Source organism: Streptomyces sp. NPDC048636 (assembly GCF_040650655.1).
Classification (GTDB): Bacteria; Actinomycetota; Actinomycetes; order Streptomycetales; family Streptomycetaceae; genus Streptomyces.
The window spans coordinates 981,611-993,412 of record NZ_JBEZHR010000001.1; the positions used below are offsets into that span (position 1 = coordinate 981,611).

The 11,802-nt window shown below is 71.8% G+C and carries 14 protein-coding genes; 4 read left to right on the plus strand and 10 right to left on the minus strand.

Annotation, left to right across the window (positions count from 1 at the left end; translation table 11 throughout):
• The first annotated feature begins 143 nt into the window (after nt 1-143).
• Both AB0C66_RS04530 and AB0C66_RS04535 read left to right on the plus strand, forming a co-directional pair.
• Complete coding sequence (locus AB0C66_RS04530; protein ID WP_362432692.1) at nt 144-1,430, plus strand: hypothetical protein; 1,287 nt, start codon at nt 144-146, stop codon at nt 1,428-1,430.
• Nucleotides 1,421-2,560, plus strand: coding sequence for a hypothetical protein (locus AB0C66_RS04535; RefSeq protein ID WP_362432694.1), 1,140 nt, complete (start codon nt 1,421-1,423; stop codon nt 2,558-2,560). Before AB0C66_RS04530 ends, AB0C66_RS04535 begins: the two co-directional genes overlap by 10 nt.
• Nucleotides 2,561-2,572: 12 nt before the next feature.
• Here the strand turns inward: AB0C66_RS04535 and AB0C66_RS04540 are convergent, their stop codons facing one another.
• The 9 genes from AB0C66_RS04540 to AB0C66_RS04580 all read right to left on the minus strand — a co-directional run bounded on the left by AB0C66_RS04540 (nt 2,573) and on the right by AB0C66_RS04580 (nt 9,672).
• On the minus strand, nt 2,573-2,797 hold the full coding sequence (locus tag AB0C66_RS04540; protein WP_362432696.1) for a hypothetical protein: 225 nt from the start codon (nt 2,795-2,797) through the stop codon (nt 2,573-2,575).
• Nucleotides 2,798-3,116: 319 nt separating this feature from the next.
• The gene (locus AB0C66_RS04545) at nt 3,117-3,485 is read right to left on the minus strand and encodes a hypothetical protein (RefSeq protein WP_362432698.1); all 369 of its coding nucleotides are present in this window, start codon (nt 3,483-3,485) and stop codon (nt 3,117-3,119) included.
• Nucleotides 3,486-3,564: 79 nt separating this feature from the next.
• Entirely contained in the window at nt 3,565-4,455 is an 891-nt protein-coding gene (locus AB0C66_RS04550) for a carbohydrate ABC transporter permease (protein ID WP_362433375.1), read from the minus strand.
• 130 nt (nt 4,456-4,585) lie between these two features.
• Complete coding sequence (locus AB0C66_RS04555) at nt 4,586-5,068, minus strand: cupin domain-containing protein (protein ID WP_362432701.1); 483 nt, start codon at nt 5,066-5,068, stop codon at nt 4,586-4,588.
• 146 nt (nt 5,069-5,214) lie between these two features.
• Nucleotides 5,215-5,724 (minus strand): DinB family protein, encoded by a 510-nt coding sequence (locus tag AB0C66_RS04560; protein ID WP_362432703.1) that lies wholly within the window; start codon nt 5,722-5,724, stop codon nt 5,215-5,217.
• A 129-nt stretch (nt 5,725-5,853) separates the two neighbouring features.
• Entirely contained in the window at nt 5,854-6,828 is a 975-nt protein-coding gene (locus AB0C66_RS04565; protein ID WP_362432705.1) for an oxidoreductase, read from the minus strand.
• Between the two features lie 136 nt (nt 6,829-6,964).
• Nucleotides 6,965-8,443 (minus strand): hypothetical protein, encoded by a 1,479-nt coding sequence (locus tag AB0C66_RS04570; protein ID WP_362432707.1) that lies wholly within the window; start codon nt 8,441-8,443, stop codon nt 6,965-6,967.
• Nucleotides 8,444-8,474: 31 nt separating this feature from the next.
• A complete protein-coding gene (locus AB0C66_RS04575; RefSeq protein ID WP_362432709.1) occupies nt 8,475-9,197 on the minus strand; it encodes a transporter substrate-binding domain-containing protein in 723 nt (240 codons plus the stop codon).
• A gap of 22 nt (nt 9,198-9,219) precedes the next feature.
• Nucleotides 9,220-9,672, minus strand: coding sequence for an ATP-binding protein (locus AB0C66_RS04580; RefSeq protein WP_362432711.1), 453 nt, complete (start codon nt 9,670-9,672; stop codon nt 9,220-9,222).
• 188 nt (nt 9,673-9,860) lie between these two features.
• Here AB0C66_RS04580 and AB0C66_RS04585 point away from each other — a divergent pair, with 188 nt between their 5' ends.
• Entirely contained in the window at nt 9,861-10,742 is an 882-nt protein-coding gene (locus tag AB0C66_RS04585) for a helix-turn-helix transcriptional regulator (protein ID WP_362432714.1), read from the plus strand.
• Nucleotides 10,743-10,928 carry a DUF397 domain-containing protein gene (locus AB0C66_RS04590; protein ID WP_362432717.1) on the plus strand — a complete coding sequence of 62 codons (186 nt, stop codon included), beginning with the start codon at nt 10,743-10,745 and terminating at the stop codon, nt 10,926-10,928. It abuts the gene before it with no gap.
• On the opposite strand, the gene AB0C66_RS04595 is transcribed toward AB0C66_RS04590, so the two are convergent.
• Nucleotides 10,898-11,797 (minus strand): sugar ABC transporter permease, encoded by a 900-nt coding sequence (locus AB0C66_RS04595; protein WP_362432719.1) that lies wholly within the window; start codon nt 11,795-11,797, stop codon nt 10,898-10,900. The genes AB0C66_RS04590 and AB0C66_RS04595 overlap by 31 nt on opposite strands.
• Nucleotides 11,798-11,802 lie beyond the last annotated feature (5 nt).

An 11,802-nucleotide genomic window follows, 5' to 3' on the forward strand; every position in this document is an offset into this window, starting at 1 on the left:
CGCGCGCACCGGGGGAGACCTGATCACGGGGGACACCTGATCGTGGGGCAAGCTTGATCAGGGGGGACGAAGGAGTAGCGGGCGGGATGCGGGGTTTACCGGACCGTGGGTGGCTGCGCCCAGCGGGCCTCATCGTGGTCGTCATGGCGCTGGTCGTGGGCGTGGTCCTGGCGACCCGGGGCAGGGAGGGCGGTCATCGCGCCGCCAACCGGGCCCAGTTGAGGAAGGCGTGCGACGGCACCCTGCCCTACGGCGACCTCGCGCACCTGGTGCCCGACGGCAGCCGGGGCGAACTGCGGCAGTACGGCACGATGCTGGCCCCGGGCCAGGACAGCCGTTCGCTGCTGGACTGCGCCCTGTCCTGGGGCGACGGCCATGAGGTCACGGTCCACGCCGAGGCGCTGGTCTCCGATGTGCCCGAGGAGGTCAAGACCCGGGAGCTGCTCGACCCGAGCGGTGGCGAGGGCACCTTCGTGGCGCCCGGCACCACCGGCCAGTACGGACGCCATGGCGCCTGGCTGGTGGCCGACTGCCGGAGCGGACTCGCCGGACGCACCCGGTCCACCACCGATCTCTACGTCCGCGCGCGGGTCACCACCGAGGGCGACGCCGACGACGGGGCGGACCGGAGCGGCCAGGAGCGCGCCACCGCGCTCGCCGGGTTCCGCACCGCCGTCCACGTCGCCAACGCCATCACCGCCTCCCAGCACTGCGGCGGAGCCCCGCTGCCGATGCCGACCGATGTGGTGGACACCTACGAGGCACACACCGCGAAGGGCGGGTGGCGGTCCGAGCGGATCGATGAACCCGGCCGCGATCTGCGCAAGTGCGGCTGGATCGGCCACCCGGCGCCGCGCGGGGTGAAGTCCGGCCGCTGGACCAGCCTCGGCGACCTCCAGGAGTCCGGCGCGCTGAGCGCCTGCGTCGGCGACTGGGACGAGGACGCCGAGGAGAACGACGGTGAGTCCGCGGAGGAGTGGGACATCACCGGCGTCGAGGCGGCCAGCTGGTCGGGGATCCTCGGCCGGTCGGCGTACGACGCGTATGAGCGCGAGGGCCATGTGCCGGGCTGGGGCGCGGACGAGGAGGAGGGCGGCCCGGCGCGGGAGAAGCCCGCGCCCGGCGGCGAGTCCGGTGCCCGCGGCGACAAGGCCGAGGACCGCATTTCGTCGTATGCCGCACACCCCCAACTCGCCCTCTGGGCCCGGTCGGTGTGCGGCGGCCGGGCCACCTACCACCGGGTCTCCGTCCTCCCCGAGGTCCGCTTCGACGACGCGGACACCGCCGTCCTCGGCGCCGAGGACCGGGCCAGGTTCTCCCGGGCCGTCCGCGCGGTGCTGGACCGCTATCTGCGGTCCGAGGACGCCTGGCCGAGGTCGGCGGGGTGCCGGGACACCACGGTGCTCGGAGAGGTGGAGCAGTGGCACTGATCCAACGGCCTTTCACCCGGCGGCGGTTGCGCGCCCTCGCCGCCGTCGCGGTGGCGCTCGCCGCCCTCGCGGGCGTGATCCTCTGGTTCGCGGGCAGCGAGGACCGGGCGCTGGACGAGGCGTGCGACGGGGTGCTCCCGGTCGGCGAGGTCCGCGCGGTGCTCGGCGACGGCGATATGGAGATCACCAACCGTACCGAGGGCTCCTTCGACGGCGCGGGCGAGAGCGAGCGGGGCAACTCGCTGTCCGTACGGTGCGAGGTGCGGAGCGAGGGCACCGGCCGCCTCACGGTGACCATCGCGGGCGCGCCCCGTCCGAGCGCCGAGCACGGAAAGGCCGAGCTGTACGCCGCCGTACCGTCCCGGCACACCCTCCCGGTGCCCCTCGGCCACGGCTGGTCCGGTCTCTTCGCCACCGACAGCGCCCGGCTCGGCGACGGCGAGGACGGTGGGGCCACCACCGCCGTACTGCTCCCGTGCGCCAAGGGCGGCGACTCCCTGCTGATCACCGTGGCCAGTGTGCTCGGCCGTGATGTCACCCTCGACAACCCGGCCGGCCGCCCCGGCTTCATCCGTACCGCCACCGCCACCGCCGAGGCCGCCAACGACCACTGGGACTGCGGGGCACGGCTGGGCACCCCGGTGCGCGAGGTCGATCTGCCGGTCAACGAGGACGAGTACGAACCGCTCATCGGCGCCAAGGGCACCTGCGCCGGAGTGCCGACCGCCGCCCGCTCCGCCGTCTCCACCGCGCGCGAGACCGCCCGTGCGGACGCGCCCCGCGAGACCTGCGCCCTCGGCGCCCGGGACGGCTCCCCGCGCTACCGGCTGGACGCGTACTACGGCCCCTACGCGGAGGACGCCCGCGCCCAGTTCACCCACGACTACGACTACGAGAACGTCACCCCCGCCGAGAAGCCCGCGGGGCGGCTGGGCAGGAGCGCCTACTGGGCCGGGGCCACCTGCCCCAAGGGCGCCGCCTCCGCGCTCTATCTGATCCGCGCGGACGACGCCGACGGCGACGCCCGCCGCAGCCCGGACCTGGGCTATGAGCGCGCCGCCCTCAAGGCGTTCGCCACCCGCTCCGCCGCCCACCACGGCTGCGCCGCGCCGTCGCTGCCGGGCGGCTGAGGCGGCGGGCCATCAGAGGGCCACGGCCGGGGGTACGTCCTGGAGGTTGCGCAGCTCGGTCCTGGCCTTCTCCCGCTGCTCGACATCGCGGCGGTCGTCGGTGACGAGGGCCTCCAGCAGGGCCCGTGCACGTTCGTGATGGGCCCGGCCGAGCCCGCCCACCCGGGCGGCCGCGCGGACCCGGAACTCCGCCGGGCACTCCTCGTCGGCGGCGAGGGCCAGCAGCACATCGGCCACCGACTCCAGCGCCCTCGGGCCCGCCGCGGGTGCCGCACCTCGTCACGGATGTCCCGGTAGCGCAGGGCCCGGTGCAGGCGGCGCTGGTCGGAGCGGGGCAGCGCCGGACAGAGCCGGTCGGAGGAGTCCCTTGCCTTCTCGTCGATCAGCCCGTGCCCGGCGTAGTAGACGAACAGCGTGTCCGTCGCCTCGGCGGCCGCCTGGGCGACGGCGTCCACCACCTCCTGGGCGTAGCGTGGCTGGGCGATCACGATGCTCGAAGTCATGCACGCCGATCAGCACGGCGCGCGAGGTGGCCGGGTCCGGCAGCCGCACGCGCTCAGCCCTCCGGCGGGGAGTCGGCGCCGTCGGGGGCGAGGGCTTCCAGCAGCCGTCGCACCTCGTCCGGATCGTCGCTGTGCACCGTGACCGTCACCCCGCCGCGCTCAACGGTGAGCGGGGGCGCGGACGGCCGGGTGGAGCGCCAGGTGGCCACCGCCAGCGCGAGGCCGCTCAGCGCGGTGGCGTGGGTGAGCACGACATCCACCGTGTCCCAGGCGCCGCCCATGGCGCCTTCCTCCGTCGGGGCCTCCCGCAGCTCGACCTCCGCCGTCCGTTCCAGGGACATGTCCTCATGGAGCCAGCGGTAGAGGGAGAGCAGGGACTCCTCACCGTCGTCCCCCTCGTCGGTGCGGATGCGGATCTCCACCTGCGCGCCCCTTCGCTCGCTCAACTGCCGTGCCACCAAGGGCCCGTCAGCGCGGATTTTCTCATGACGCGCCGTCGGCTCACCCCTTGACGGCACCGCCCAGCGCGAAGCCGCCGCCCAGCCGACGGGCGATCAGGACGTACAGCAGCACCACCGGGGTGGAGTAGAGGATCGAGAACGCGGCGAGCTGGCCGTAGACCACCTGCCCGTAGTTGCCGAAGAAGGTGAAGATGGACACCGAGGCGGGCAGCTGCTCGGGGGAGAGCAGCAGCATGAAGGGGACGAAGAAGTTGCCCCACATCATGATGAAGCTGTAGATCATCACCACTGTGATACCCGGCCCCATCAGCGGCAGGATCACCCGGGTCAGGCTCTGGAGCCAGGACGCGCCGTCCGTCCAGGCCGCCTCCTCCAGGATCACCGGCACACCGTCCATGAAGTTCTTCATCAGCCAGATGGCGAACGGGAGTTGGGAGGCGGCGAGGAAGAGCGCGGTACCCGCCATGGTGTCGATGAGGTCCACCTGGACGAAGAGGCCATAGACCGGAACCATGATCGCGGTGATCGGCAGACAGGTGGTGAACAGCACCGTCAGCAGATACGGGCGCACCAGCCGGGAGCGGAAGCGGGAGAGCGGATAGGCGGCCAGTGCCGCGCACGCCACCGTCAGCACGGTGGCCCCGCCGCACAGCAGCAGACTGTTGAGCATCGGGGTGAAGGTGATCTCGTCCGTCCACACCGCCGAGAAGTTGTCCAGGGTGGGCGATCCGGGCGCCGCGACCCGCAGGGTGGCCTCGCTGTCGACCGAGGCGAACAGCAGCCAGGCCAGCGGGAGGAGGAAGGCGGCGGCGACCGCCAGCAGCGCGGTGTCGGCGGCCAGCCGACGGCGGGTGCGGGGGGACCAGCGGGGGAGGCGGAGGGGCGCCGCCGGGTGGACGGGGCGCGGTGACGGATGCGGACGGGAGAGCACGGACAACCTCGGACCTCCTCGCGCGACAAGCGCAGTCGATCAGCGTCCCGTCCATGAAACCGCTTGTCCCGGGCGTGGCGGAAGAGCGGTGCAGCCGTCCGCTCGGGGCCGCCTCACGGAGTACCCCGGGCTACTCCACGAAGTAACTGTCGTGGCGGACCAGGAACTCCGCGAACTCCTCCCCACCGCGCCGGGCCATCTCCGCCACCTGCTCGAAGTACTCCTCGCGCGGCGCGCCCGGGGAGAACAGCAGCAGCATCGAGGCCGGGTCGTCGGAGTCGTTCCGGAACGCGTGCAGCCCGCCCACCGGGACATACAGGAAGTCCCCGGCCCCCGCCGAGACCCAGCGGTCGCCGTCGTAGAGCCCGACGGTCCCGGACAGGATGTAGAAGGACTCCGAGATCGAGCGGTGGAAGTGGGTCTTGGGGCCGGGTGCCCCCGGCCCCAGGTCCACCTTGTACAGCCCGAACTCACCGCCGGTGGTGGCGTGGGTGGCGAGGTAGTGGGTCCGGTTGCCGGACGGGGAGGACAGCTCGGGCGCGGTGTCCGCTCCTCGGAACACCGCGTTCACCTCGCCGCTCGCCCCCAGATAGCGGGGCTCCGGATACGACATGACCAGCTCCTTCGATCGTCCTCGGGATCTTTCGCGGTGCGTGTCGATTCTGGTCCCACGAGGTGGCCGGGGACATCGGACGCGCGCGGGAAGACCCCCGCACGAGGGCGGGCCCGGCCGGTCCTAGGCCCTCAGGCCCCAGCCCCTCAGGCCCCCGTCACCCCGTCGACGCCCTCGCGCAGGAAGTCCGCGTGCCCGTTGTGGCGGGCGTACTCCAGCAGGACGTGCACCAGCACCATCCGCAGCGACACCTCCTTCTCCCAGCGCGGCTGATAACCGGCCAGATCCAGTGACACGGCCTCCCGTTCGATCCGCCGGGAATTGTCGACCTCCGCCTCCCACGCGGTGAACGCCTCGGCCCGGGTCGACCGGCTCGCGTCGTACGCGGCCTGGAAGTCGACGATGTCCGACCACACCATCGGCGCCTCGTGGTCCTCGAACACCCGCCGGAACCAGGCCCGTTCGACCTCGGCCAGATGGCGCACCAGGGCGAGCAACGACAGCGTCGAGGGCGGCATCGACCGCTGCCGCAGCTCCTCGTCGGTGAGCCCTTCGCACTTCATGGCGAGCGTGGCGCGCTGGAACTCCAGGAAGGCGCGCAGGGTCTCCCGCTCATCGCCGAGGCGGGGCGGTGCCGGGCGGGGGTCGGTGGTCATCGGGGTGGCTCCTCGGTCGTGGCCGCCGCTCGGTCGGCTGTACGGCTCGCTGTGGCGCATACGATCACGGCCGGGTGCGGTTGTCGTCCGACTTTCGCCGCTCCGGCGTCGAGGTACCGGCGGGCCGCGCTAGTGGGCGAAGGCGTCCGCACCGGTCAGCTCGGCCGACAGCCGCCAGAGCCGGGCCGCGGCCGCCCGGTCGGTGGCGTACTCGCGCACGCCGTCGATCAGCTCCCCCTCGCCCGCGCGCTCCGCGATATCGCAGTCCTCGCAGTAGGCGCCGCCCAGCTCGGCCAGGGCCGGGGAGGTCGCCGCCCACACCTGGGTGGCCGCGCCCTGCTGCGGTGTCTTGAACGCGCCCGCCACGTTGCCGTGTTCATCGATCCACCCCGCGGAGATCATCTCCTCCCGGGGCATATGGCGGGCCAGCCGGGTGGCGATGGTGCCGGGGTGGACGGAGAACGCCCGCACCCCGGCGTCCCGGCCGAGTACGTCGAGCCCGACGGCGAACAGCGCGTTGGCCGTCTTCGCCTGGCCGTACGCGGCCCACTTGTCGTAGCCGCGCTCGAACTGCGGATCGTCCCAGCGGATATCGGAGAGCTGGTGTCCGTTGGACGACACCACGACGACCCGCGCCCCGCCGCCGCGTGCGCCCCCGGCGGCGATGGCGGACCAGAGGAGGTTGACGAGCGCGAAGTGGCCGAGGTGGTTGGTGGCGAACTGCGCCTCCCACCCCGGTCCGACCCGGGTCTCCGGAGTGGCCATGATCCCGGCGTTGGCGATCACCATGTCCAGCGGGCGGCCGGAGGCGGGGAACCGCTCGGCGAAGCGGCGGACACTGTCGAGGTCGGCGAGGTCCAGCTCCTCGACCTCCACCTCCCCGCGGACCCCCGCGACCGCCTCCCGCGCCGCCGCCACCCGCCGCGCCCCGACCACCACCGTCGCCCCGGCGCCCGCGAGCGCCCGAGTCGTCTCCAGCCCGAGACCGGAGGCGCCACCGGTGACAAGGGCGGTCCGGCCGGTGAGATCGATTCCGCGCAGAACATCGTCCGTGGTGCTCCGGGGCCCGAAGCCCGAGCCGATCCGCTGCTGAGGTGTGGTCATGCCGGGGAAACTACGTCCTGGAGCACACACGAAGGCAACGCGCGGGGCGGGGGCACCACCGGTTTCACTCCGGTGCGGGTCGCCCAGGCCGCTTCGAGGCGTACCGCGACGCGTACGAGGTGCCGCCCCGCGGCTCTCACTCCCTCAGCTCGGACCACACGATCCGTGCCCGGTGCCCGGCGTCCTCGGGCCATGAGGCGACCACGCTCCGCAGCAGATCGCGGTGGTCCTCGATCAGGTGCTCGTAGGTCAGGCCGACCGCCGCCTCCACCTGGATTGGCGGCTCGGGCGAGCGCACCGCCCGCAGCAGTACGGCCGTGACCGCCGGGGAGGGGAGGTCGAACAGCGCGACGACGGCGTCGGCCCGTTCGGCCACCTCCACCGCGTCGTCGAAGACGAGTTCCTCGAGGGCGGCCACCACGTCTTCGTCCACCGCCGGCCACCGTTCCAGGCAGCGCTGCGCGGCCAGCACCGCACGCTCCCGGACCAGCGCGGGCCCCCTCGCCCGCAGTGCCGTGGTCAGCTCCGCCGCGTGCTCGGGCCCGGCGTACCACTCCAGGGCGTGCAGTGCCCCGGCGTGCTGCGCACCGGTACCCGACAACGGCTGCCGCAACACCTCCCGGGCGACGGTGGTCACCTCTGTCGCGAAGGCGGATGTGGCCAGCCCGAACCGGCCGAGTCCGTCGTCCTGGTGGGAGTGGTCGAGGGCGATCCCCACGGCCACCGGCCGTCCGCTGTGCAACATGGCGCGGAACGCCCGCCGGTGCGCCTCCTCGCCGGTGGGCGAGCGCAGCTCCCGGTGCGCCGCCCGCAGGTCCTCGCTCTCCGCTTCGCACCCCTCCCAGTACAGGCTGTGCGGGCCCTCGGCGAGCAGGTAGGGGAGGTTGCCGCCGGCCACCTCCGGGTCCAGCCGCTCCAGCACCGTGCGGTGGGCGTAGAAGCGGGTGCCCGACGCCAGGGCGTCGGCCGCGCACCTGCGGATCCCGGGTTCCTCGTCCTCCCCGAGCGCGCGGACCAACAGCGCGTCCACCTCCGCGCTCCGCGCGTACCGCAGCGTTCTCAGCGCCTCCTCGCGATAGCCCTGCTCCAGCGTCCGGTTGAACGCCAACCCGCTGACGAGGGCGACCAGCCGCGGCTCGGGTTCCGGCGCGTCCTCGAAGATCGTGTGCGCCACCATCAGGGCGTTCTCCAGCACACTCCCCTCCGGCGCGCGCTCCAGCACCCGCAGCAGCGTCTCCGTGTCCTCGGGACCCGCGTCATGGCGCAGCGCGAGAAGCGCGCTCGCGTGGTTGGCGCCCTCGTAGGTGTGGTCGTCCTCGGGCCTCGGCGGCTGCCGCAGCAACTCGCGGGCGACCGCGATGACCTCCCGCTCGTGCGCGGCGAACGGATTCGGCTCCCCGAACCGCCCCGTCGTCTCGGCCCGGTCGAAGAAGTCCAGCGCGGTTCCGCGGGCGACCGTGTCCTCGCTGCGCAGCAGCACCAGGAACGCCCGCTCGAACTCCTCCTGCGTGGTGGCGGTCGTGAACGACGCGTAGGCCGCGCGCAGTTCGGGGTCATCGAACTCGGTGTGCCAGTAGTAGGAGTCGAACTCCTGAAGGAACTCCACCATGAACATTGCGGAATTACAGCACGGTGTACCGGACGGGTTACCCCGGCGGGGCCACCAGCTCCCCGGCCTGCCCCGAGCGCCGCAGCGCGTCGGCCACGAAGCCGTTCGCCTTCAGTTCCTCGATGAGCTCCCGCAGGAACCGGACGGTCTCGGGCCGTCGGCCCTTCGTCGTGCCCAGCGCCTGCCGGATCTGCATGAACCGGTCCTCGATCAGCCGCAGATCCGGGTGGGCGGCCACGTACGCCGCGAGCGGCTGCCGGATCCCGGCCGCCACCTCCAGCTCCTCGGCGCGGAAGACCTCGACGCCCTCCGCTCCGCGCACCACGCTCGCGTGACGGAGGGTGCGGGAGAGGAACAGGTCGTACGCGGACCCGTGCTTCACCCCGATCCGCACCCCGTCCCGGTCCACCTCGGCCGCCGTGGTGTACGGCGCGCCCTGGGGCACGGCGTACACGCCCTCGATGACGACGTACGGCGGGGTGAAGGCCACCTCCGCCTCCCGCGCGGGCTCGACCGCCAGGAAGCAGATGTCCGCCTGCCCGGTCGCCATCGCCTCGTACGACTTGCGCGCCGCGTCGAAGCACGCGAACTCCACCGGCACCCCCAGCCGCGCGCCGATCTCCCGCGCGATGTCCACGGTGATACCGGACGGCGCCGCCGGGGTCCCCTGGGCCAGTACGGGATTGCCCAGGTTGATCGACGCCCGCAGCGTGCCTTCCGGAGCCAGGTCGTGGATGACGGCGGTGTTCACGGTCCCCATGGGGTGGAGTGTATTTCGGCGCTCACGCTTCGGGTGGTGGCGTAGCGAGGTCGAGTTCCGCCCAGATCTCCTTGCCGACGGTGCGTTCGCGCACTCCCCAGCGGGCGGCCAGGGCGCGGACGATGAGCAGTCCGCGCCCGTTCTTCTCGCTGGGGGAGGGGCGGCGTGGGCGCGGCATGCGTTCGCCCAGGGGATCGGTGACGGTGACGCGTAACCGCGTCTTGGTGAGGGTGAGACAGACGCGGAACAGCCGCCCGGGTACGTGGCCGTGGCGTACGGCGTTGGTGGCCAGCTCGGACACGATGAGCGCGGCGTCGTCGGCGACGGATGGATGCCCCCACTCGGCCACGAGCCGTGTGGCGTGCTGACGGGCGCGGGTCACGCTTATCGGGGACGGGATGTAGTCGACGCGGGACTCCTGGACGACGGGGTCGCCGGGGTCGGTGATCCGGGGGTCTTGGGGCGCGCAGGCCATCGCGTTCCTCCAGTGGGCAGGGCAGGGCGGAGTCCGTCCGCCAACTGACGTCCCTGTGCGAGCGGTTCATCACGGAAGGTAGTCTCATTTCGGCGTGCGAGGCAATCCGCTCGGGGAAATTTGTAACCGATCTTGCGTGCGGACTGTGCCTGGGCACACACTGGGCGTAAGGCAGGGAGGGTGCCAAAGTGGCAGAGGAGCAATCCGCCCAAGGGAACCGCGTCTCAACGGTTCTGGGGCGCAAGCTGGGTGGGGAGCTCCTGCGGTTGCGGACCATGGCCGGGTTCACGCAAGGTCAGGCCGCTGACGCCATCACTGCGTCCACTGGCAAGGTCGCCAAGATGGAGAGCGGCTGGGTGCCCATGCGTGAGCCGGACATCCGGGCGCTCTGCGCGCTGTACGGCGCGAGCGATCCGGCGACGGTGGGCACGCTCCTGGAGTTGGCGCGCATCGACCGCGAACGCCGCAAGGTCAAAGGATGGTGGAACGACGTCCAGATCCCTGGAGCCATGAAGGAGTATGGGCCACTGGAGAATGCCGCGACCGCAGTCAAGGCTTGGCAGGTCTCCTATGTTCCGGGCCTGCTTCAGACTCCTGGCTACATGCGAGCCCTACGGCGTACAGCAATGCCGGACGAGCATCCTGAGGTGACCGAGGGGTTCGTGACTGCGCGGCTCGCTCGGCAGCACAGGCTTTCAGGGGAGTCGCCGCTGTCGTTCTGGGCGGTCATTCCCGAAGCCGCGCTGCGCATTGCCGCGTTCGATCCCGAGATGCTGCGGGACCAATTGACGATGCTCCTCGACTGGGGCGAGTGTCCCCACGTCACGCTCCAGATCCTTCCCTTCGGCGCAGGATTCGCAGAGGGGCTCTCCGGCTCGTTCAACGTGCTCTCGTTCGCCGAACCGGGAGCTATGGACGTGGTCTACGTGGAGTCCTCGTACTCGCACGTGTGGATCGAGGGTGGCGATGGTGCCGCCCGGCACGTGAGTATCTTCGAGAAGACCGCGCAACGTGCCTTCCCCGAGCCGGAGTCGGCCGCGTTCCTGGAGCGACTCATCAAGGAACTGTGAGTGACACCCTTCGTTTTCCGAAAGTCGAGCTACAGCAACCCCGAGCTTGAATGCGTGGAGGTGGCGACCAACCACCCCCACACCGTCGCCGTGCGCGACTCCAAGAACCCCCGCGGCCCCGTCGTCCACTTCAGCCCGGCCGCCTGGGCCGCGTTTCAGACCTCCTCTCTCATCAGCCGCAGATAGACCAGCGAGAACAGCGCGCCGACCAGCAGCAACAGCAGGGCCACCGCCGTGCCGTAGCCGATGAGGGCCTTGTTGAACGCCTGGTCGTACATGAAGACCGGGAGGGTCTGGCTGCGGTTGCCGGGGCCGCCGCGGGTCATGGCCCAGATGAGGCCGAACACCGACAGCGTCTGCAACGTGTTCAGCATCAGGTTGGTGCCGATGGAGCGGCGGATCATCGGCAGGGTGATGTGCCAGAAGCGGCGGATCCCGCCCGCGCCGTCGGCCTCCGCCGCCTCCGTGATCTCCTTGGGGATCTCGGCGAGCGCGGCGGAGTAGACGAGCATCGAGAAGGCCGTGCCGCGCCAGACGTTGGCGAAGGACACCGCGAGGATCGGCAGGGTGTAGAGCCAGTTCTGCGACGGCAGGCCCAGCGTGTCCAGGACCGAGTTGAGGGTGCCCTCGCGGCGGAAGAAGGCGTACAGCAGGAAGCCCGCCACGATCTCGGGAAGCACCCAGGCCGCGATGACGATCGAACCGGCCACCGTGCGCACCGGTTTGGAGGCGCGCCGCATCAGGGTGGCCAGGGCGAGGCCCAGGGTGTTCTGGCCGATGAGCGAGGAGACGAAGGTGAAGACGAGGGTGAGGACGACCGCGTTGCGGAAGTCGTCGTCGCCGAAGGCGCGGCGGAAGTTGTCGAGGCCGACGAAGTCCGTGGTGGCCGCGCCGGTGAGCTGCATATTGGTGAAGGCGATATAGACGCAGTAGCCGATCGGCCCGCCGAGGAAGAGCAGCAGCAGGACCGTGGCGGGGGCGAGCGGCAGCCAGCGCAGGGGGCGGTGGCGACGCCGCCCCCGACCTGGCACCGCCACCTTGGTCGCGGTGGTCATCGGGG